The organism is Paenibacillus nasutitermitis, from assembly GCF_014641075.1.
Lineage (GTDB): Bacteria > Bacillota > Bacilli > Paenibacillales > Paenibacillaceae > Paenibacillus_Z > Paenibacillus_Z nasutitermitis.
Genome location: NZ_BMHP01000004.1, coordinates 430853 through 452624 on the forward strand (window position 1 = coordinate 430853; position 21772 = coordinate 452624).

General features: G+C 46.1%; 20 protein-coding genes. 15 read left to right on the forward strand and 5 right to left on the reverse strand.

What is annotated here, in order from left to right; genetic code table 11:
* The first annotated feature begins 272 nt into the window (after positions 1-272).
* The 13 genes from IEY46_RS26560 to IEY46_RS26620 all read left to right on the forward strand — a co-directional run bounded on the left by IEY46_RS26560 (position 273) and on the right by IEY46_RS26620 (position 14098).
* Entirely contained in the window at positions 273-878 is a 606-nt protein-coding gene (locus IEY46_RS26560) for a sugar O-acetyltransferase (RefSeq protein WP_188996877.1), read from the forward strand.
* Between the two features lie 511 nt (positions 879-1389).
* Complete coding sequence (locus IEY46_RS26565) at positions 1390-2688, forward strand: ABC transporter substrate-binding protein (protein ID WP_188996879.1); 1299 nt, start codon at positions 1390-1392, stop codon at positions 2686-2688.
* 26 nt (positions 2689-2714) lie between these two features.
* Positions 2715-3611, forward strand: a complete 897-nt coding sequence (locus IEY46_RS26570; protein ID WP_229750558.1) for a carbohydrate ABC transporter permease — start codon at positions 2715-2717, stop codon at positions 3609-3611.
* A gap of 14 nt (positions 3612-3625) precedes the next feature.
* Positions 3626-4438 (forward strand): carbohydrate ABC transporter permease, encoded by an 813-nt coding sequence (locus IEY46_RS26575; protein WP_188996881.1) that lies wholly within the window; start codon positions 3626-3628, stop codon positions 4436-4438.
* A gap of 209 nt (positions 4439-4647) precedes the next feature.
* On the forward strand, positions 4648-6879 hold the full coding sequence (locus tag IEY46_RS26580) for a helix-turn-helix domain-containing protein (protein WP_188996883.1): 2232 nt from the start codon (positions 4648-4650) through the stop codon (positions 6877-6879).
* Between the two features lie 227 nt (positions 6880-7106).
* Positions 7107-7379, forward strand: coding sequence for a YciI family protein (locus IEY46_RS26585; RefSeq protein WP_188996884.1), 273 nt, complete (start codon positions 7107-7109; stop codon positions 7377-7379).
* A 13-nt stretch (positions 7380-7392) separates the two neighbouring features.
* Entirely contained in the window at positions 7393-8577 is a 1185-nt protein-coding gene (locus IEY46_RS26590) for an aminotransferase-like domain-containing protein (protein ID WP_188996886.1), read from the forward strand.
* A gap of 27 nt (positions 8578-8604) precedes the next feature.
* Positions 8605-9588: an MBL fold metallo-hydrolase gene (locus IEY46_RS26595; protein WP_188996887.1), complete on the forward strand. Its 984-nt coding sequence runs from the start codon at positions 8605-8607 to the stop codon at positions 9586-9588.
* 22 nt (positions 9589-9610) lie between these two features.
* Entirely contained in the window at positions 9611-10933 is a 1323-nt protein-coding gene (locus IEY46_RS26600) for an LLM class flavin-dependent oxidoreductase (RefSeq protein WP_188996888.1), read from the forward strand.
* A gap of 50 nt (positions 10934-10983) precedes the next feature.
* On the forward strand, positions 10984-11736 hold the full coding sequence (locus IEY46_RS26605; protein ID WP_188996889.1) for an amino acid ABC transporter ATP-binding protein: 753 nt from the start codon (positions 10984-10986) through the stop codon (positions 11734-11736).
* A 27-nt stretch (positions 11737-11763) separates the two neighbouring features.
* Complete coding sequence (locus IEY46_RS26610; RefSeq protein ID WP_188996890.1) at positions 11764-12639, forward strand: transporter substrate-binding domain-containing protein; 876 nt, start codon at positions 11764-11766, stop codon at positions 12637-12639.
* A gap of 25 nt (positions 12640-12664) precedes the next feature.
* The gene (locus IEY46_RS26615; RefSeq protein ID WP_188996891.1) at positions 12665-13366 is read left to right on the forward strand and encodes an amino acid ABC transporter permease; all 702 of its coding nucleotides are present in this window, start codon (positions 12665-12667) and stop codon (positions 13364-13366) included.
* Positions 13367-13399: 33 nt separating this feature from the next.
* Complete coding sequence (locus IEY46_RS26620; protein WP_188996893.1) at positions 13400-14098, forward strand: amino acid ABC transporter permease; 699 nt, start codon at positions 13400-13402, stop codon at positions 14096-14098.
* A 243-nt stretch (positions 14099-14341) separates the two neighbouring features.
* Here the strand turns inward: IEY46_RS26620 and IEY46_RS26625 are convergent, their stop codons facing one another.
* From IEY46_RS26625 to IEY46_RS26640, 4 genes are all read right to left on the reverse strand, one after another.
* A complete protein-coding gene (locus tag IEY46_RS26625) occupies positions 14342-15928 on the reverse strand; it encodes a type 2 periplasmic-binding domain-containing protein (protein WP_188996895.1) in 1587 nt (528 codons plus the stop codon).
* A 93-nt stretch (positions 15929-16021) separates the two neighbouring features.
* Positions 16022-16894, reverse strand: coding sequence for a carbohydrate ABC transporter permease (locus IEY46_RS26630; protein ID WP_188996897.1), 873 nt, complete (start codon positions 16892-16894; stop codon positions 16022-16024).
* 41 nt (positions 16895-16935) lie between these two features.
* Positions 16936-17838 carry an ABC transporter permease gene (locus IEY46_RS26635; protein ID WP_188997225.1) on the reverse strand — a complete coding sequence of 301 codons (903 nt, stop codon included), beginning with the start codon at positions 17836-17838 and terminating at the stop codon, positions 16936-16938.
* 277 nt (positions 17839-18115) lie between these two features.
* Complete coding sequence (locus IEY46_RS26640; protein WP_188996900.1) at positions 18116-20407, reverse strand: helix-turn-helix domain-containing protein; 2292 nt, start codon at positions 20405-20407, stop codon at positions 18116-18118.
* A gap of 208 nt (positions 20408-20615) precedes the next feature.
* Between IEY46_RS26640 and IEY46_RS26645 the strand changes: the two genes are divergently transcribed.
* Positions 20616-20792, forward strand: a complete 177-nt coding sequence (locus IEY46_RS26645; RefSeq protein ID WP_188996902.1) for a hypothetical protein — start codon at positions 20616-20618, stop codon at positions 20790-20792.
* A gap of 408 nt (positions 20793-21200) precedes the next feature.
* A complete protein-coding gene (locus IEY46_RS26650) occupies positions 21201-21395 on the forward strand; it encodes a hypothetical protein (protein ID WP_229750559.1) in 195 nt (64 codons plus the stop codon).
* A 7-nt stretch (positions 21396-21402) separates the two neighbouring features.
* Here IEY46_RS26650 and IEY46_RS26655 read toward each other — a convergent pair whose 3' ends face one another.
* The gene (locus tag IEY46_RS26655) at positions 21403-21645 is read right to left on the reverse strand and encodes a hypothetical protein (RefSeq protein WP_188996906.1); all 243 of its coding nucleotides are present in this window, start codon (positions 21643-21645) and stop codon (positions 21403-21405) included.
* Positions 21646-21772 lie beyond the last annotated feature (127 nt).

Here is a 21772-nt window from a genome sequence, read left to right on the forward strand (position 1 = left end):
ACAAACGAATGATTTTAATTCATTTGATCGTTCCATCAAATTGGAGGATTAAAATTAGCTTGAGGACATCGGCTCAGAAGGGTGGACCTCGCTCGAATACGAAGCCACAAGGCGCAGCGACTGGCTGGCAGTAAACGCGTCCTGCCGAAGTTTCCCTCGCCGCTGGCAAAAATGCTCACCCAAGCTGACTGGACTTATCATTCCATTGTGTCTAGAAATAATTGATTATATAATTTAAAGATAAGTAGTGAATTTATTGGAGGATTGAAAAGATGTCACTATATGAAAAGATGCATGCTGGTGAATTATATAACTGCGCCGATAAAGAACTGATGATTGAGCAGGGCAAATGCCTTGAGAGACTATATGATTTTAACGCAACCCGCCCGTCCGAGGTCGAAAAACGTAATAAGCTTATGAAGGAAATGTTCGCTGAAATTGGTGATAACTGCTATATCGAGCCGCCGTTTCATGCAAACTGGGGCGGCAAGCATGTACATTTCGGTAGTGGTATTTATGCTAACTTTAATCTGACAATGGTTGATGACACCCACATTTATGTCGGAGACCACACGATGTTTGGTCCAAATGTAACGGTCGCGACCGCAGGCCATCCCATTGTTCCCGATCTTCGCGAAATAGTGATGCAATTCAATCTACCAGTTCATATAGGTAGAAATGTTTGGATTGGTGCAGGGGTTATTATTGTTCCAGGAGTTAAAATTGGTGAGAATACCGTTATCGGCGCAGGCAGCGTCGTAACGAAGGATGTTCCTGCCAATGTGGTTGCTGTTGGAAATCCCTGCCGTGTATTACGGGAAATTAACGATCATGACAAGGAATACTATTACAAAGACAGAAGAATTAATTTTAAGTAAGAGTGTCAGCACGCAACCGTAACGTTTCATCTGTACGATCAATCGCAAGCAAGCTGACGAGAGCCGAGGCTGAAACCATCGTGCAACGCCTGCTTCAGCTTCCCGATCTAATCTGATATTCGCTAACTTGAGGTTATCCCGCACATGCTTATCGGTGCGCAGGATAACCTTATTTACTATCTAAGAATTGATGATCCAGACTATGAGGGGGAGGGGTAAATGAAGTATTGGGGTCACTCCGTATACCTCCTCATTTTCCCCTTTTCGAGACTCAATTACTTTCGCTTACTACTGAACCGGAAGCCCCTCCTGCTGCAACATTTGCAACATGTACTGAACGGGAATCGCTGCGAACTTCAAGCTATTTGCGGTTGATCGGCGCTTCGTCAATTCTTGTTAGTGCACTCAAAAAAGGTTTATATACATGCCAGGACCGCCGTGGTTAAATGAATGTGACTCGGCTGGCCAGCCGCAATATAAAGTCCAAATAAATATTCGAGGTGGGACACACTTGAAAAAGAAATTGTTAACCCTAAGCTTAGCCGCCATGATAATCTTGGCAGGCTGTAGCTCCGCGAACGTTAAGAACAACGCGCAGAACAGTAACGCCACCACGCCATCGAACGCAGAAGCAGAAGCTTCCTCAACACCGGATAAACCGAGCAAGCTGGTGCTATGGATGCCTCCTTTCGGAACTGGAGATACGCTGGATAAAGAATTCTGGACGACAGCAACAGCTTCTTTCGCCAAAGAGAACAATGTGGACCTCCAGATCGAGATCGTTCCTTGGGAGAAATATGAGGAGAAATACCTCACGGGTATTTCATCCGGCAACGGCCCCGATGTCGGTTATATGTATAACGAAATGATCTACGATTATGTCAATATGGGCGCCCTTGAGCCCCTCGACAGGATGATAACGGATGCGGAGCGTGACAATTTCTATTACCTCAATCATGGAGTCATGACGGGTAAACAGTATGGACTGCCGATTGTCGTAGGCAATGCTCGGGTTCTGTATTACAACAAAGATATTCTGGATGCAAAAGGCGTCCAAGTACCGAAGACCTGGGAGGAATTCCGCACTGCCGCGAAAACGCTTACTGACGGTGACAAATACGGCTATGTCATGCCATGGGGCGATCAAGCGTCGCGCGCTCTTAATATTGGGTTCTTCCCTTATCTATGGCAGGCAGGCGGAGAGATTATATCCAGCGATGGGAAATCCGTCGCCTTCAACAGCGAAGCCGGCATTAAAGCGCTCAAATTCATTAACGACATGAAGAACGTCGACAAATCCATGCCTGATTCCGTCACTTCCATGAACCACGATGATGCTGACCAATATTTCCTAAGCGGCAAAAGTGCGTTTATTATGGAAGGTACTTCGTTCGCCAGCCAGATCGAGAAGCAGGGCATCAAATGGGGTTTTATTACAAGCCTGACCGATCAAGCAGCAGGCACCTTTATCGCAACGGATATGCTCATCCTTACAAAATCCTCGAAGAACAAGGAATTGGCTTATAAGCTTATGCTGCACATGCTGAAGGGCGATACCATGACGGAGTTTCACAAGATGGCTTCTTTCCCGCCGATAGCCAAGGATGAAGAGTTCCATGACAACCCGCTCTTCAAATCCCTGTACGAGAATGACAAGTCGGCGTTTAGAACACTGCCTGTTGCGAGGATGACCTCCAAGATTTACGACTATTTATTGAAAAATATTCAGTTGGTCATGATTGGCCAATCTACTCCCGAGAAGGCTCTTAAAGATACGGAAGCTTACGCGAACTCCCTTCTCAATGAATAGACACGGAAAGAATAGAGGTTTGATCTATGGAAAAAACATCATGGGGGCTTCAATCCGGAAGCCGTAATACGGCGTATACGGGATACCTGTTTATCTTGCCGAGCTTCTTGCTCATCTTGACCTTCTATGTCCTGCCAATCCTGATGACGGCATTCTTCAGCTTTACGGAGTTTAACTTGCTCCAGCCTTACCATTTTGTAGGCATGGCTAATTTTACGAGAATGTTCTCCGATCCTTTCGTGAAGGCATCTATTATGAACACGATCGTCTATACGCTCATCACGGTGCCTGTCCAGACCTTCCTTGCGCTGCTCATTGCCGCCGTTTTCGCTGGACATACGAAGGGCCGATGGAAAAATTTCGTGAAGAGCTCCACTTTTATTCCCGTCATTTCATCTATGATTATCGTCGGCGTTCTATGGAGAATGATGTTTAACGCTGAAATAGGTTTTATCAACACATTCTTATCCATATTCGGGGTTTCACCCATCAACTGGCTGGGCGGCAAATCCACCTCCCTGATCAGCGTCTGCATCGTCACAATCTGGAAGAACGTCGGTTACTTCCTCATCATTTATTACGCAGGGCTTATGGATATCCCCAGAAGCCATTACGAGGCTGCGGAAGTCGACGGAGCGAATCGTATTCAGAAATTTTTCTATATCACGATACCGAGCCTTCGCAATATTACTTATCTCGTCGTCACCCTGGGTACGATCTGGTCCTTCCAGGTGTTTGACCTCGTATATGTCATGACTGGCGGAGGCCCAGGCACCTCTACGGTTACCCTTGTGATGACGATATACAACACCGCTTTCAGACAATATAACATGGGATACGCATCCGCCATTTCCTTCCTGCTCTTTGCTATCGTCATCTTGGTTTCCGTCATCCAGAAGCGTCTGCTTAACGAAAGGGCTTAGGAGGTGTATCAATTATGACTAATAGGATTTCCGTCACATCCATTAACGCTTTGTTCGCGGGCCTGGTTCTCGTAAGCGTCGCGCCATTCATCTACATGCTGCTCACCTCTTTCCGTCATACCTACGTGCTGGACTTCTCCTTTGACTTCAAGGAGATGGACTTTCAGAATTATATAACGATCTTCAGAAATTACAGCTTCCTCGACTATTTCTGGAACAGCCTCTTTGTTGTTACGGCTGCTTGTGTCTTCAATACGATCATCAGCTCGCTCGCGGGATATGCTTTCGCGAAGAAATCATTCCCTGGGAAGGAAGCGATATTCTGGGTGTATATTGCCACGATGATCGTTCCTGCGCAGGTGACTTTGATTCCGACGTTTATGATCATGAGGGAGCTTCATCTGCTTAACAACTTGATCGCCTTGTTCCTGCCTGTTATCAATGCTTTCGGCGTCTTTCTATGCCGGCAATTCATGAAAGACGGAATACCTGACGAATTAATAGAAGCTGCCAAAATCGACGGCTGCAAGGAACTGAAGATCTTCACCACCATCGTAATTCCGCTTGCGAAGCCGGTGCTTGTATCACTTGCTGTCTTTACTTTTATTACCACATGGAACGATTTCATCTGGCCGCTTATTATCATCACCGATTCTGCGAAGCAGACGCTAACGCTTGCCCTCTCGACGCTGCAAGGCAGCTATGCGACGAACTACGGCCTTGTCACTGCGGGCGCAACGCTGACCTTTCTCCCGCCATTCATATTCTACATGTTCATGCAGAAGCAATTCGTTGAAGGAATCGCATTCAGCGGTATCAAAGGATAGCCACCTATACGAACGGGGATTAGTTCTGACGCCAATCCCCGCTTCGGATCATATAGAACCTTTTATCGCCGCGCGAATTGAAAATCTATGGGCTTATTATTATTATTATTATTATTGCGGCAGCAATTAAAAGGTTATAAATACGACATTATATTGCGGAGATTGCATCCCGACTCCGCTAAGTACTTTTTGAGTAAGGAGCCATGATGGTGGAAATCCCAAAACCCGGCCGCAAATTAAGCGTAGTCTACACGTGGTTTTTTTCGATTCTTTCTGTGCTTGCCGTTATTCTCCTGATTAACCTGGGCTTTAATACCCTCTCTTTCAACTACCTGGAGAAGGAAACGTTGAACTATTACAAAGGATCAACAAACCTGTTGCAAGCGACCGTGGACATGCGGCTGAGCGAAGTGGAGAATATCGTAAATCAACTGGGCGTCAATTCCAATCATATCCATCTCATGAATCTTTCGGCTCCGGGCAACACCCACCGCAAATTTGCTTATCCATTAACGCGGGAATTACAAACCTACAAGATCGCGAATCCGTTGATCAAGGACGTGTTCATCAGCTATCCTGATTTGGGGTGTATCGTCAGCAGCAGCGGATTGTTCGATGCGCAGCCCTATTATTATTTGTCCGACTTCAAAGGTAAAATATCGCTGCAGGAATGGACCTCGCTCATATCAGATGCGGGCAACCGGCAGTTTGATATGATAAGAAGTTCCAATGACGGACTAATGCTGCTGAAGCATACTTCGCCTATTGGCATTGGAGGGAAACCTAAGGCGACCCTGTTCGTGGTGATCAATGAAGCAGAAATTGAGAAAATTCTCGCCTCCGTCAAAATAAGCGTAAGCCCGAAGCTGACAGCACTGGCCCGTATAGGCGAGCCTGTTTTCTCCTCCTTTGGGGAAGAAGATATTTTATCAGCAATTAATAACTTTAGCTTGGGCGGGGAGATTCCGGGCAGCTTCAATGACTATCTGGTGACCCAAACCCCGTCGAGATTCGGGCATATTACATATATGGTTGTGAATATGAAGAACGAAGTGTTAACGTCGTCGGCGATTTTCCGTGCCATCAGCCTGATCGGCTTGCTGATTTGCCTGATTCTCGGCGGGTTTCTGTCTTATTTCATCAGCAAGAAGAACAATTATTCTATCCTTGAAGCGGTCAAGTCGATCAGTAAGGGTGCCAAGAGAAATACCGATGAGTACACCTACGTCACTTCTTACCTCAAATCGATGATCAGCGAAAAGAGCGAAATCGTTGACGAATTGGAGAAGCAGAAGCGATTGGTGAAACAATCCCTCCTGATTAAGGTACTGAAGGGAGAAGAGCTAGAAGACGACGCCAAGACGATGTTTAGAGCCTTATTCATTCATAAACTCCCTTTGCCTTTCTTTGCCGTTATTATCATCGACATAGAGACCGTCGATCGTTCGCAGGGAGCCACATGGCAGATTGAAAGCTTGACATCCATCGTTGAGGAAGCCATACCGCAGGCTGCCGACCTTCAGTTCGATGTATGCGCGATACACGGTAATATTGTAATCGTTCTCAATCTGCCGTGCGAGCTGGATGCCGATAGGGATTTGCCTGCTGAAATTCGCAGCGTGTTGGATCGTTTGCCCGAGAAATTTAAAGAGGGATCGAAAGCCGGCATCGGCAGCATTTATGACTATGATCGATTGACGTTATCCTACCACGAAGCAGTAGAGGCTCTTGAGCATGCATTCGACAATGACGAATCACAAATTTGCCGCTACTCCGACATTGAGAAGCAACGAGTTGGTGCGCTTCGTCCCTATACGTCCGTTCTTACGAAGCTGGATCAGCTCCTTAGAGCCAAAGACTATAATCGTGCGGAGGAGCACATAAAGGAAATATTCGCCGAATATTTCAATTCCTCGGACCAGCCCGAATGGGTCAATAGCCGTAAACATGCCTTCATCTATTTCATGGCAGATGCACTTGAAGAGCTGCAGCAGCGCGGCAAATCTATTCCTGAGGACATCGGGATCGAGACACTGCTGGCGGCTAAATCCTTGAAAAAACTAAAAGCGGAATCTATAAATATTGTTAATACGCTGAGGGCGGCGGAATCTTCTGAGACATCCGATTCGGAGAAGCTTATCATCTCCCTGAAGGAATTCATCATCGCGAATTATTCCGACCCCGATCTCAGTCTGTATCTCATGGCGGAACAAATCCATATGAATCATACCCAATTATCAAGGCTCTTCAAGAAGCACGCCGGTTACGGTCTATCCGAATACATTAACAAAGTCCGGATTGAAGCAGCGAAGAAGCTGCTCCATAACCCGCAGCTCACGCTTAAGGAGATTGCCGGAAGCGTAGGCTACTCCAGCGACATTAATTTTATCCGGGTGTTCAAAAAATATGAGAACGTGACCCCGCGCAACTTCGGGAAGTAAGGTTGCTCCGTAAGCGTCAAACAGCCCCCACCATGTTGCCATGATGAGGGCTGTTTGCTTACGGCGAAAATAACCCAACGTCTTTTTTACTGCGCTTTATCGTTTGAAGCAACAGACACAATGTCGAAATTTCACGAATTATATTGCAAAAGGGATTGGCCTGGACTATAATAACATTTATTCCGAGTAAATAGATGCGATTAATAGTTATATAGGAGAGATGAGAAGTGGCATACTTTGCGGTATTAGTAACTGAGTTGGACAATTCAAAAAAAGATCAATATTTTTCGGATCATATGAAATATCTGGATGATTTACGTGATCAAGGAACCGTTATCGCAAACGGCAAATTCGCGGATGGTTCCTTAGGATTGATTATATTCCGTGGCGAGTCTCAAGCTGAGGTTGAAGACATTTTATCTCGTTCTCCTTTTGCCATACATGGTGTTCGTGAATTTAACGTTCATGAATGGGTAGCGAAATGGGGACCTGAAATTTAGGAGAGCGATAAACATGATCGAATCTTTTACGTATAATCGTTTTTTACAAAGTTCCAGAACAATGGGTGGCACGAAAAATGATAATCCGGATCAAGTCCATTTATCCTTTGGGTATCCCTATTCAGATCTGTTTCCGATTCAAGAGCTCGCCGAGGCGGCAAGACAAGCTACTTTCGAGCAAGGAAGGAGCGCACTTCATTATTTCGGTGGCCCGGCAATTTCATATTTGCCAAGCTGGGTAAGCGGGCGCCTTGAAAAAATCGGGATCCAGGTGCCCGTTGAACAAATCAAAATTACGATTGGTGCTGCGCATGCGATTGAAGTTATGGCACGTATTCTATGTAACGTAGAGGATGAAGTTTGGGTAGAAGACCCCAGTTTCTTTGGTGCCATTCGTATGTTTAATCTTGCGGGCGCCTCTACAATTCGACCATTTGAAATCGATTCGAACGGTATATTGATCGAACCTTTGCAAGTGGAATTGGAGAGAAGAGTGCAAGCAGGCGAGGCATTGCCTAAATTGTTGTATGTGATGCCGAACTATCAGAATCCAACAGGAGTTTCCTTGTCTGTTGAACGCAGAAAACAATTGGCCGCTTTGGCGAAAAAATATGGATTTTATATATTGGAAGACGATGCGTATCTTGAGTTGAATTATACCAACAAGTTTGTCCCTGCCATTCATACATTTGCTCCAGATCATGTGATTCATATTGGTACGTTCTCTAAAATAATCGGTCCTGGCGTTCGTCTGGGATGGGCGGTCGTTCCTCCGGCATTACTGAAATTTGTGCAGCAGTTTATGAGTGGATCGCAAACGAATCCTTACATGCAAGAGATCGTATCCACCTATTTGCAGAACAACGATTTCCAATCGTATTTGGATGGTGTTAATGCGCATTACAAGGATCAGCGAGATACGATGGTGCATGCCCTTGTAAACACATTTGGAGATCTTATAGAAGTCGAAATACCACAGGGCGGATTTTTCTTGAGTGTTCGTTTCACACAACCGACGGATGTCGTTCAACTGACTCAGATTGCAGAACAGCATGGTGTTAGTGTGTTGAATGGCAGTGCTTTTTATGCGAATCGCGAAGGAAGAAATACCATTCGATTGTGTTTCACTTATTGCTCCAAGGAAAGAATTGTAGTGGGAATCCAGCGTCTATATGAAGCGTACCAACAATTAAACTAGTGACTACGATTGGAGGCGGAGGATATTATGAGCCATTATACGTTGCATCCTCATGGGATTTATCAAATTCGTCTCCCAATGGGCAACCCTCCTTGGATGAACAGTTATTTGCTGCCGGATGGGGATGGATACACATTAATCGATCCTGGATTTAATACAGAAGCAATTATTGCTTTATGGCATGAACTTAGCGAGGAGATCGGATTTACATTCGATCAAATTCGTAAAATACTTGTAACGCATCATCATCCGGATCATTATGGTCTTGCTGGCTGGTTTCAACAACAATCCGATGCGCCTGTCTATGTATCGACCATTGCGAAAAAACAAATTGAAGGGTTATGGGGAGAAGGCAGACCGCTTGTTTCTTATTTCCTGGAAACCTATCAGAAGAACGGACTTCCAGAAGTCTTGTTAGAGCAGTTGGCAGAACATTTGAAAGGCAATATGCAGCAGGTCCTTCCACAGGCGGCTCTGACTACATTGGATGAAGGTGAAACGATTCGAATCGGAGACACAACGTTCGAGGTGCTGAGTATTCCGGGTCATGCTGCCGGTCACAATGCATTTTACAGTAAAGATTTAGAAGTGATCTTTGTCGGCGATCAAGTGATGCCGGACAGCTTGCCAGATACATGTTATGTGTCAGACGAGTTTGATCCTAGTCCCATTCATAGTTTTATTCAATCGTTAGATAAATTAAAGCCGTATTCCGTACAATTCGCGTACCCTGGTCATCATCAACCATTTGCACATTTCAGTGAGCGGTTAGAGCAGCTTGAGCAATTAAATGCGGAGCGTCAACAAAAAGTGGCAGATCAATTTACAACGGATGAATGGAAAACAGCATACGAAGCTTATTACGGCGTATTTGAACCTATATCTGCATTGATTCAAAAACGATTCCATTTTACAGAAACCATATCCCGGGTTCGTTATGCATGGTCTGAAGGATTGATCGAACAAACGGAACAAAATGGAATTGTGAAATATAGAGGCGTGCAATTGTGATGTGAAGGATGGAGGATTAAACATGGCTAATAAACGTAATAAACAAATGAAGTTAGGTGCCCGTGTATTCGGTATCGGACATTATCGTACATCTTGGCGACATCCCGACGTACCGTCGGACGGCAATGTAAATTTTGCAGAACATATCCGTCAAGTTCAAGAAGCAGAAGCAGCCAAATTTGATTTCGTATTCTTCTCGGACCGCTTGTACTTTGATGAGCACAGTGCCCCAAAGTCAGTGAATCAATTTGAGCCATTAACTTTGCTTGCTGCACTGGCTTCCATTACAAAAAATATCGGTCTGGTCGCAACACTATCGACTTCCTATTCAGAGCCATTCAACGCTGCGCGCCAATTTATGTCCATCGATAAAATTAGTGGTGGACGTGCGGGTTGGAACGTTGTATCTACAGCATTAAGCGGAGCATCATTAAATTATAGCCGTGATGCACACTACGGTCATGCGGAACGATATCAACGTGCTCAAGAATATCTGGATGTTGTACAAGGGTTATGGGATTCATGGGAAGATGATGCGTTCGTGTATGACAAAGAAAACAATGTCTTTTACGATAAAGATAAATTACACACGTTGAACTATGAAGGCGAGTTTTTCAAGGTTCGTGGTCCACTAAACATCAATCGTTCTCCACAAGGACAACCCGTGATTTTTCAGGCAGGTCAGTCTGAAGCAGGCAAGAAATTTGCGGCCGAGTATGCGGAAGGTGTATATACCATTCCAATTTCGTACGAAGAAGCAAATACATTTTTTGAAGATTTAAAGGCGCGTGTTGTAAAAGTGGGCCGGGATGAAGACGATATTCTCATCTTTGCCGGCTTGAATCCGGTAATCGGCCGAACAGAAGAAGAGGCTCAGGCGAAATTTGAAGAAGTTCTTTCTTATATCACCTATGAAGAGGCGTTAACGGAGATTAAGTTGTTCTTTAAAAATGTGGATCTGTTTAAATTCGATCCAGATGCGCCGTTCCCTGACTTGCAGGATGAAGGAAATGAAGGATACAGCTATATGGCCAATCGGATTAAAAAAGCAGCAAAGGAATATGGCCTGACACTTCGGCAAGCTGCTTTCCGTTATGGCACGCCAAAATCCGAGTTTGTAGGGACGCCTGAACAAATCGCAGACCGCATGCAGAAATGGTTTGAGGGCAGAGCATGTGACGGTTTCTTCGTATGGCCTCCATATAGTGAAGGAACGCGTGAGTTCATTGACCTTGTATTACCGATCCTGCGTGAGCGGGGATTGTTTAGAGAAGAGTATGAATCTACAACATTGCGTGGGAACCTGGGACTGGATTTTGTTCCAAATCGTTATGCGAAATCTTGATAGGATCGCTGATATCGATTGAGCATCGAGAGAATGGGGGGTGAGAAGAAATGCTTCAGTTAGAAAATATCCATAAAAAGTTCGGTTCGGAGGAAGTGTTGAAAGGAATTTCGCTACAGGTCAATCGCGGTGATGTCATTTCCATTCTCGGTCCAAGCGGATCAGGGAAAACAACACTGTTAAGATGTATTAATTTGTTGGAGAGACCCAATCAGGGAACGATTAGAATCGGGGATTTATCGGTCAATACCGAGAAGTTACTCCGTAAAGATATTTTGCGGCTGCGTAGAAAAACAGCGATGGTATTTCAGTCGTATAACTTATTTGCCAACAAAAACACACTGGAAAATGTGATGGAAGGTTTGCTTGTTGTTAAGAAAATGAAAAAAGAGGAAGCAAAAGCAAAAAGCTTGGCTCTGCTTGAAAAGGTTGGATTGGCAAACAAAGCAGATCATTATCCATCTCAATTATCCGGCGGACAACAACAACGTGTCGGTATCGCGAGAGCACTCGCTTTAGATCCGGAAGTTATTTTGTTTGATGAACCCACGTCTGCATTAGACCCGGAATTAGTTGGAGAAGTGCTGAATGTGATTCGGAAAATAGCTCAAGAAGGTGTAACGATGATTATCGTTACGCACGAATTGAGTTTCGCCCGGGATATTTCCACCCATGTGGTTTTCATGGAAAAAGGGCATATTGTAGAACAAGCTGAACCGAAGGAGCTTTTCTCTAACCCTCAGCAGCAGCGAACAAAAGAGTTTATTAGCAGTCGCATATCAGGATGGTCTTATGATATCTAATTCAACAGTAGAAAAGGGAGTAGAGAGATGAAAAAGCTATCTATGGCAGCAATTATTTTAGCATCGGTTATGGCGTTAACGGCATGCGGCTCGAACGCGAACAACGACAATGGCGGTGCGCCTTCAACAGGCGGCGGCGAAGCTGATGCCGCAAAGGTAACTGTGCTTAAAGTAGCGCGTAATGCAGTGCCAAATCCACCATTTAGTTATTTGAATGACAAGAATGAGATGGAAGGATACACGGTGGAGTATTTGAAATTATTGGATGAGCGGTTGGAAGAATATCAGTTCGAATATGAAGAAATCGCCCGTGAAGCGATGCTTGTTGGTGTTGAGTCCGGTAAATACGATTTCGCAGCAAACTTCTACTACCGCAACCCGGAGCGCGAAGCAAAATATTTGTTCAGTGATGTAGAATACGGTTATTCATTGAACGCTCTGATTGTGAAGGATGATCGTGATGATATTCATAGCCTGGATGATATGAAAGGGAAGAAATTAACGCCGATGAGCCCATCCACTGGATTGCGCACATTGGTCGTCGATTACAACACTAAAAATGCCGACAATCCCATTATTGTTGAAGATATCGATGCCGTAACAGATGCAGAGTCTGTACAATGGGTGGCTAGCGGTAAATATGATGCATTTTTAACAAACACAACCGTATTTGACAATGTAAATGCGCAATTGAAATTACCTTTGAAAAGTGCCGCTTATATAACAAAAGAACCGATTTGGGTCTTATATAACAAAGAGAAAAAAGATCTGGCAGCACGGTTTGACGAAGTAACAAAAGCAATGGTTGAAGACGGTACATTGCCGGCACTTTCTGAAAAATATTTCAAGGTGAACATGTTCCAATCTCTTGAAGACGTAAATTCGCAATATCAATTTAAATAATTTTTAGAAGCGGAGGGGCAACCAGTTGTTTAATTTGGCAGCATTCATAGATGCGTTTTGGAATCTCCTTCCCAAACTGCCCCTCACGTTATCCTTTACGGGATTGGCATTAGTTGGGGGTACTTTACTGGGATTTGTTTTAGCCCTGATTCGAATTTTTCGGATCCCGGTGCTCTCTCAATTGATAGTGGTGTATATTTCCTTTATGCGCTGTACACCTGGTATTGTCCAATTATTTTTAATTTTTTACGGATTACCCAAGCTATTGCAGCAAGTTGGCATTCAAACGGACTCATGGAGTAATTTTACGTTTGCGGTGATCGCCTTTGGATTGCATTGTGGAGCTGTTATGTCAGAAGTGGTTCGTTCTGCCTATTTAGCCATACCGAAATCGCAGTATGAGGCAGCGAGTGCAGTCGGAATGTCGTATTTCCAGTCGTTGCGGCGAATCATCATTCCACAAATGCTGCGCATTTCCATTCCGGTTATTGGAAATAATGCGATTACGATTTTTAAAGAATCGTCTTTGGTGTTTACAGTCGGTGTTGTTGATCTAATGGGTCAGGCTCAAATATTAACCCAACGTAATTATGGAATAACCCTGATTGAAACCTATATAGCTGTATCGTTTATCTATTGGTTCTGTTCGATGTTATTTGGCCGATTGCTTGCGTTTTATCAAGATCGTACGGAACGGAAATATAAGATTATGGCTAGAAGGGCATAGGGGTGATTTAATATCTTACTAGACTGGGATTATATGCTGAGCAAGCTGCCTTTAATTATTGATGCAATACCAAGAACGCTGCTGTTAGTGTTGGTATCGGCAGTCATTGGGTTTATTCTTGGCTTTTTTCTATCGATTGTTCGTTCTTATCAAATACCTGTATTATCACAATTAGCGACAGCGTACATTTCGATTTTCCGTGGCGTTCCACTGCTTGTTCAAATGTACCTCGTTTATTTTGGATTACCCGAAATATTCGCGTATTTAAATGAGGCGTTTGCAGTTACATTCTTTCCTGTCGAGTTTAACAAGATGTTTATCGCGCTTCTTATTTTTTCACTGTATACAGCAGCCTATCAGGCAGAGGTATGGTATGCTGCACTTCGTACAGTGGACTATAATCAAATGGAAGCTGCCTTATCGGTTGGAATGACATTGCCGCAAGCGCTGATTCGTATTTTTATTCCTCAAGCATTAGTAAGTGCAATTCCGAATTTTGCAAATTTGTTTATTGCTTTGTTTAAGCAAACGTCACTTGCTTTCACGATAAAAGTAATTGATATTATGGCCGTTGCAAAGATGGAAGCCGGTTCTACTTACCGTTACTTGGAGATGTATGTGCTCATCGCGATTGTCTATTGGATATTGATCTTAGCATTTGAACAGTTATTTGCCTATTTAGAAAAGGTTTATTCTAATCAGAAGAAACGCAGCGCTGTTTCCAAAGGGTAGTGTGTATTGCTCTTGAACAGATTGTGTAAATCAAAAAAACTCCTATATTTGGTTATACCTGTCAAGTAGACAGATGAAAAAAGCTAAGCAGCCAATGCGCACCGATATTCGGTGCGCATGGTTTCATTTTCGCTTGAAAGCGGTGGTAGTTACAGTGGTAAATGTACGTCACTCGCGAGAATGGCTGCCAAAAACGGCGCTGCACCGGTACGAATACCGGAAGCGGCGCCGTCGCTTCCGCCGTTACTTGCCCGCTGCTTTAATGCCGTCGTTGATTTCCTTGATCAGCTGTTGGCCGCCGCGGTCCTTCCACTCCTGTACCATTTTATCCCACTCGGCGATCGGGCGATGACCGGAAATCATCTTCGTTTGCTCCCCAAGCAAATACTTGTTGAGCTCCGTGCCCTTGGACGCCTGCGTTTCCGAATAGACGAGGTAGGAGGGGTCATCGTAAGGTGTCTTGTTATACTGCTTTTCCATTTCCTCAATGGTGGCGATGAAGGCCTGCATCTCTTTCGAATTGTACGAAGCGATCGAGTATTGGTTCGCTTCGTCACTCGGCGCCCAAGGCTTCCAGAACTCATGGCGTTGAAGCATATACTGAATGGGCGTGCTCGATTCCTGTCCCGCTTTCGGTACGGCTTTGCCGTCCGCCATATCATAGCCTACGCCTTTGCCGCCCATGATCCAATCGAATTGCTCGTTCTTGTCGGTGCGTTCGTTAACCGGAATGAATTGCCGCCCATAGTCCAGAATTTCAAGGATCTTATTGACTTTGTCCGGATCGTCCTTCAGCTTGGCGGACAGCGTCGTCAGACCGAAGAAGCCTCTACCCTTCAGATTGCCCTGGGAGCCGTCGGGCGCTATGAAGAACGGGATCGGCGCGACTTTAGCGGTCGGATTGACCTGAAGCAGACCAAGATAATAATCCTCTACCATCCCGGTCGGCGTGCCGATAAAGATGCCGGCTTTGCCCGAATAGAATTCTTTATTGGTCTGCGCCCAGTTGAGCACGGCGAAGTCTTTGGTGACGGCTCCCTGCTTGTAGGCTGCAGCCAGGGTTTCGATGACTTCCTTGCGTCCGGGGCCGATCATACCCGGAATGTAATTGCCGTCCTTGTCTTTGTGATACCAGCCGGTGTTCCAATATGCGCCTTGGGCGTGGGTCGGAGAAATATCCTGGCCGAGAGCGAAGCCGTACGTGTCGTTTTTGCCGTTTTTGTCGGGATCCCCGGTTGTAAAAGCGGCCGCCACCTCCAGCAGCTCTTTGTAGCTGGTCGGCATTTTAAGTCCCAGGTTATCCAGCCAGTCCTGCCTGATCGTTCCCGAGAAGGTGTAAGTCGGCGAATACATCGGTACGCTGTAGATTTTACCGTTTATGCGGAATTGGTCGTAAATCGTTGTGGGAACCGCCTTCAGCGTCGGGTACTTGTCGATATATTCGTCAAGAGGGAGGAAAGCGCCTTGTTTGGCCCACTTGTAGTAATTGGCGTCAAGGTCCTTGATAGCGACAACGTCCGGCATATCGCCTGAAGCCATGATTACATTCAATTTTTCGTTAAAATCTGATTGAAGGACAAATTGCGGCTTAATGTTGGCGTTGAATTTTTGCTTGATAGCCTCGACCCCTTTGCTGTTCGGATCGGGGAAGATGGTATAGGCGAAGTTGAGGAAGCTGATGTCTTGCGTCTTCGCCGGCGTGGATGTCCCACCTGTTTCCGCCGGCTGCGTTGTACCTTTCGCTTCATCGCCTCCGGAATCGGAGCAGGCGACTGCGGACACTGCTAATACGGGAATAGCGAGCAGACTGATGAATGATTTCCCTTTCATTTTCGAACACCTCCGCATAATAATTGCAACCACCCTCTTTCCTGCAGCACCTTCGAGCTAAAATCATGTTTGGCCGGATGCTTTGAAGAGCCCTCAGCCCTTAACCGAACCGATCATCACTCCCTTCGCAAAATGCTTTTGCAGAAACGGATATACGATCAGAATAGGAATGGTTGCAAGCAGAATCGCGGCCATTTGGATCGTTTCCGCCGGAGGAGGCTGGACATTCACCATTTGTTCCACTTGAAGCGTAGATGTGTCATTTACCACTACGATTTGTCGCAGCAGCACTTGAATCGGCCACAAATTCGGGTTGCTGATATACAAGATACCGGTAAAGTAGGAATTCCAGTGGCTGACGGCATAAAATAAGCCGAATGTAGCCAGAGCAGGTTTGGACAGAGGCAGGATAATTTTATTAAATACCGTGAATTCGCTCGCTCCGTCGATGAGGGCTGCTTCATTCAACTCCTCGGGAATGCTTTTGAAAAATTGAGAAAAGACGATCAGGTTCCAAGGGCTTATAAGCACTGGAATGATCAGCGACCAGATCGAGTTGAGGAGGCCGGTTTCCTTCACGATCAGGTAAGTGGGGATAATGCCCGCACTGAACAAAAAAGTGAACAGAACCATGAACAAAAAGATCCGCTGGCCGTAAAATTTTTTGGACAGTCCGTACGCCATCGTCGAGGTGAAGGCCAGGTTCAGCAGCGTACCGAGGACTGTGATAAGCACCGTTATCAGGATAGACTTCACAAACTTGTCGTTTGCAAGAATGTACGTATAGGCGTCCGTGACCCAGCGGTCCGGCCAAAAGATAAAGTCTTTACGTAGAAACTCCTCCATGGAGGAGAACGAAACCGAGAAGATGTACAGGAACGGGACGATCATAGCCGCCGAGACGAGCAAAAGTAGGGTGACGTTCAGCCAGTCGGACGCACGGTCGAGCCAATTTCGATGGTGCATGGGGAGAGCCTCCTTTCACATTTGTCCCGGAGCTAAAGAGCTTAATAAATGCCGTCCTCGCCGAACTTCTTCGCCAGCCGATTCGCCGAGATGACAAGGATCAGACCGACTACAGATTTAAACAAGCCGACGGCGGTGGCGAAGCTGAAGTCCGACTGCAAAATCCCCTTATCGTACACATACGTATCCAACACATTTCCGACTTCCATCACATACGGATTGAGCATGAGGAAAATTTGCTCGAAGCCATTGTCAAGCACGATCCCAAGTCTCAATATAAGCAGGATGATAACCGTGCTTCTGATGCCGGGCAATGTGATATGCCAGATGCGGCGCCAGCGGCTCGCTCCATCGACGATCGCCGCTTCATACAGCTCGGGGCTGACCCCGGCAAGCGCAGCCAGAAAGACGATCGTTCCCCAGCCCGATTCCTTCCAAATGATCTCCAACACGATAATTGGCTTGAACAAGACAGGCTGCTGCAGGAACTGGATGGGCTGGGAACCGATAATATGCTGCAGAAAGCTGTTCACGACGCCGTCGCTGCGAAGGAAGATGGTGACGATCCCGATGACGACGACCCAGGATAAAAAGTGCGGGAGATAGACGAGGGATTGAATGAAGCGCTTTAACCAGTCTTGCCTCACTTCGTTGAGCATAAGGGCCAAAACGATCGGCACCGGAAAAGCGAAGGCGATCTGCAGTAACGAAAGCGTAAGCGTATTAATCAGCACCTGCACGACTTCAGGGTTGTCAAAAATTTTTTTGAAATTACTGAATCCTATCCAATCGCTGTGCAGAAATCCCTGAAACGGGCTGTAATCCTGAAAGGCGATGACCGATCCCAGAAGAGGTACGTATTTGTAAAGAATGAAGTAAATGGTACCGGGCAGGACAAACAGGTACATGGTCCGGCTTTTCCACAGCTTGCGGCGAATGGCCATCCACCGGGAACCCGTCAGAGCGGATGACGGACCCGCAAGCGGCTTTGTAATCGTTCTCAAAAGTGAATACCTCCTTTTACTGGGTTGCCGAAAGCTCGTGGCATTCGATTGAACCCATCATAGGAGAATAAAAGTGGGCTTGTAAACGATCTATTATTTCAAACCCTCATGCAAAAAAAGATACCGGATTGCAAAAGATGAAACTTGTCCGGGAGGAGGATGGTGGGATGCGGGCAAAGAGAGAAAAACATAAAAAAAGCCGGTCCCGCAGACCGACTTATGGATTGGATTGTCTGACGGCATCCCGATATTGGCCGGGAGACTGGCCTGTCGTTTGCTTGAATGCTCGGGAAAAATTTTGCGTTGTCGTATACTTTAGCCTGGAGGCGATGTCCTTAATCGGCAGATCGGAATGGACCAGCCATTCCTTAGCCTTAGACATTCTCGTTTCCATGATGAAATCCATAAAGTTTATTTGCATTTCTCCCTTGAACATGCGGCTCAGCTGTGAGGAAGACAACCCGAAGCGGGAAGCCGCCTCCTGCAGCGAAACTTCGCTTTCCACGCCATTTTGAATGAATTCAACTACCTGCTGCACGATTTTTGTCTGGTTTGAAACGGTGAGCCGTTCAAAATGAAGGCGGAAGGCCGGGAAGAACTGGGACGTAAACCATTCGCTTAGCTGATCAAGCGATTCGGCATCGTGGATGCTGGTGTACACGTTTTCAGGAAACAGCTGCTCCAGCTCGAAGCCGAGTTGCTCAAGCAGATGATCAATTTCTCCGACTAAATTCGTGAAGATTCCTATCACGGGCTTAAAGCTCGGCAGCTGCGAGGGAACTTCCCGCACCATCTCATGAAATTCCGCTTGTGCCAATTCCAGGTTCCCCTCCGAGATCCATTTGACGATTGACTTCTGTCGCTTGATCAGGATACGAGTCGACTGTTTGACGGAGTCGAACGACTCGGCGGAACGGAAGCTGACCGTCAAGTCGCGGCCAAGCAGCAGTCGGAAGCTCAGCAGATCGATCGCTTCCTCATAGCTTTCGTGGATGGTTCTCATATGGGGGCGGGGCCGGCTTACGCCCGCTGACAGTGTAAAACGGAACAGCTCCTTAGCTTTCTGTCTGATTCGGCCGCAAAGCTCCTCCACTTTTTCGATAAACGGGTCTCCCGTGTTTTCTGTTCCGATGATAAGTGAGACTTGACCGAGAGAAGACGCGACGGAAACGGAAGAGAACAAGGTCTCAGCCATTTCGCTGGCCAGCTTGGTCAGGGCGTACATCATTAGAGAGCGGTCTTTCCCGAAGTAGCTCTTGCGGAATTCCAAATAAACGTCGACCTCGAATACGCAAACGGTGAAGATGGCGCCGTTCAGCGGAAGGGAGAGATGCCGGGTTTTATCACGGTATTCGTTTTCGTTCATCCCACCGTGCAACAGCTTCAGCAGCATGTTGTCCCTAAGCTCGGGTAGCTTTTCCCGAAGTTCGCTGTCAAGACGTCGGTTCGTTTCCATGACCTGCTGCATGAAGGCGTCCAGTTGCTGAAGTCCGTCCCTCGTCGTCAGGGTCCGGTTCGGCAGCTTATGCAGCAAAGCGCGTATCGGGTTATACAGCTGTTTGGAGGCAAGCAGGGCAATGCATCCCCAAAAAAGCGCTAAACAGCCTGCCATGAACCAGGTCACTTTCCGGATCAAGCTTGATTTTGCGGTCAATTGCCCCTCAGGTGAAATCATCACGTAAGTCCAGTCGTTATACCCTGAACGATGTATGGAAACTTGGAATCGCTCGTCTCCGTAAGGAACCGGATCCGCGGATGAGTTGCGTTTACCATCCTCAAGCCGCTCGGCGAAAGGACGGGCGAGAGCCGTTCCGATTTCCTCGGGGTTTTGGCTAAGTACAATACGACCCAACTGGCTGACCGCAACCATCCTGCTTCCGGCCTCAGGCTCGAACGAGTCAAGGAGCTCATAGAACCCGGACGGATCGATTTCCAAAAAGAGGATTCCGTCCACAGTCGAAGAACTGCCGACGGGGCGGATGATCAAAAAAGCGGGCTGGTTCGGATAGGTATGGGAGGGAAGCAGCGTAGAGCCCGTAAACCTGGGTTCATACTTGCGCAAAGCATCGTAATAGGGAAATTCCGTCTTATTGATTAAACCGAGATTATTGGAATAGACCGTGTTGGAACGGTTATAGACGAGATAAGCGTTAAAGGAAAATTCGGACAACGACCGATACTTTCGGATCGTCTCTACCATATCGAGCGTGGCTTCCAATGTCTCGCGGTCATCCATCGAGATTCCGAGTCTTGCCGATTTCTCTATCGCGAGGTCTCCTGCAACTTGTATCGATAAATAATCGATCCGCTTCAGAAGAGCGTCAACCTGAAACTCGATTTGACGCAGCGTCGTCTCGTGCTTCTCGTCCACCTCGCGCTGCAGAGCGGAGGAAGCGACAAATGAGGCAGCGCTGCCGAGCAGCAGCACCGGCAGAACACTGAGAAGAAGGGAGTAAAGCAAAAGCTTTTTCTGAAAAGGGAGCTTAGCGAACTTCACCCGGATGTCCAAGTCGGAAAACCACCTTTCCGCATTTTTGGATAAAAAAGCATAAAGTGAAGTTTAAAAGTGCTTAAAGATTATCATACCTTGTTTTTATAAAGATTAATTGAGTGTCTACGTATAAGGGGTAATACCAGAATAATACCATATTGGAGTTTTTTTTGATAAGCAGTGTCAGCACGTGAATGGTTCTAATGCAGAAAGGGTGGAATAAAGAATGAAACTCAATCACCTTAATCTGACGGTGACAGATGTTCCGGCTGCTCGCAGGTTTTTGGAAATCTATTTTAATATGGTATGTGCAGGAAGCCGAAAGGATAACTTTGCGGCTATGTTCGATGATGATGATTATGTTAAGGCGCCTGGAGGATTTACTGTCGAAGTGCTCTGTTAGGCAAAGGGAAGAAAAACTTTTCATATGGATGGAATGATCACTAATTTGACGGATGAAAGAAATATACATGGCCTATAAACTGTTGCTCGTGCAGAAGGGAAGGGGGAATATGAAGGCGTTGATTGTGTCTGATATCCATGCCAATATCGTTGCATTGGAGGAGATATGGAAGCGGGAAAAGGGAGGCGGGGTTCCTTCAAATTGCCCTACAAGTTGCCGGGTCGGCAGCATGCTAGGGCAATTTTTATTGTGGCCGCTGTCCTTCGTATAACATCGCAAGGTCCGGGATGCCAGCGTAAATATCATACTATTAAGCAGCATTGATTATCTAAGAATTGATGATCCAGACTATGAGGGTGGGGCAGATGAAGTATCTTTAAGACAAGAGCAGAATGGAAAAGTGTTCTATTGGAGACCGGCCCTAAAAATAGCATGGAACTGTTGGTGCGGGTATCGGTGGAAGTTTGGCTTTTGATTAGTAGGGCAAAGATGGACGGGAAAATGGATGCTCTACTGATGGCAGAAATAGAAAAAGTAGATGAAGCGTATTTTTGGTTGCAACCGCGTATGGAGGAAGTGGACTACGTTGCAAAGCGCGATTAATGGTAATTCATCGCTCCAGAAGACCGTTAACAGGGGACATACCCTCACTTGTAACCTGCTTCAGCAATTCTTGCTTTTTCGCTTTGAAAGCATCGCTTTTCAACAGGTCCGCCACGATCTTGTTCTTCTCCGCACCTACTACTTGGCCGCACCCGCAGTCATCGTTAGCGCTGACCCTACTGGTAAGGGAAAAAACAACACCATTGCCATCATTCCTACAACAAAAACCATTAAACACGCACTTCATCATTGGAACCCTCCTCAAAATCAAAATCTCATATTTATTTCATACGAATCTCCTAAATCCTTCTAAAGCTTTTGTAAACGGAATTCTTGCCGCCTTTCCGTTCCGTCTAGCCTAGATTATCTAACGGGGC

What these genes read in the sequence shown, in the direction of transcription:
- IEY46_RS26560 (WP_188996877.1), top strand. Translation starts at nt 273, where the DNA reads ATGTCACTATATGAAAAGATGCATGCTGGTGAATTATATAACTGCGCC.
- IEY46_RS26570 (WP_229750558.1), top strand. Translation starts at nt 2,715, where the DNA reads ATGGAAAAAACATCATGGGGGCTTCAATCCGGAAGCCGTAATACGGCG.
- IEY46_RS26575 (WP_188996881.1), top strand. Translation starts at nt 3,626, where the DNA reads ATGACTAATAGGATTTCCGTCACATCCATTAACGCTTTGTTCGCGGGC.
- IEY46_RS26590 (WP_188996886.1), top strand. Translation starts at nt 7,393, where the DNA reads ATGATCGAATCTTTTACGTATAATCGTTTTTTACAAAGTTCCAGAACA.
- IEY46_RS26595 (WP_188996887.1), top strand. Translation starts at nt 8,605, where the DNA reads ATGAGCCATTATACGTTGCATCCTCATGGGATTTATCAAATTCGTCTC.
- IEY46_RS26600 (WP_188996888.1), top strand. Translation starts at nt 9,611, where the DNA reads ATGGCTAATAAACGTAATAAACAAATGAAGTTAGGTGCCCGTGTATTC.
- IEY46_RS26605 (WP_188996889.1), top strand. Translation starts at nt 10,984, where the DNA reads ATGCTTCAGTTAGAAAATATCCATAAAAAGTTCGGTTCGGAGGAAGTG.
- IEY46_RS26610 (WP_188996890.1), top strand. Translation starts at nt 11,764, where the DNA reads ATGAAAAAGCTATCTATGGCAGCAATTATTTTAGCATCGGTTATGGCG.
- IEY46_RS26620 (WP_188996893.1), top strand. Translation starts at nt 13,400, where the DNA reads ATGCTGAGCAAGCTGCCTTTAATTATTGATGCAATACCAAGAACGCTG.
- IEY46_RS26625 (WP_188996895.1), bottom strand. Translation starts at nt 15,928, where the DNA reads ATGAAAGGGAAATCATTCATCAGTCTGCTCGCTATTCCCGTATTAGCA.
- IEY46_RS26630 (WP_188996897.1), bottom strand. Translation starts at nt 16,894, where the DNA reads ATGCACCATCGAAATTGGCTCGACCGTGCGTCCGACTGGCTGAACGTC.
- IEY46_RS26635 (WP_188997225.1), bottom strand. Translation starts at nt 17,838, where the DNA reads ATGGCCATTCGCCGCAAGCTGTGGAAAAGCCGGACCATGTACCTGTTT.
- IEY46_RS26645 (WP_188996902.1), top strand. Translation starts at nt 20,616, where the DNA reads ATGAAACTCAATCACCTTAATCTGACGGTGACAGATGTTCCGGCTGCT.
- IEY46_RS26655 (WP_188996906.1), bottom strand. Translation starts at nt 21,645, where the DNA reads ATGATGAAGTGCGTGTTTAATGGTTTTTGTTGTAGGAATGATGGCAAT.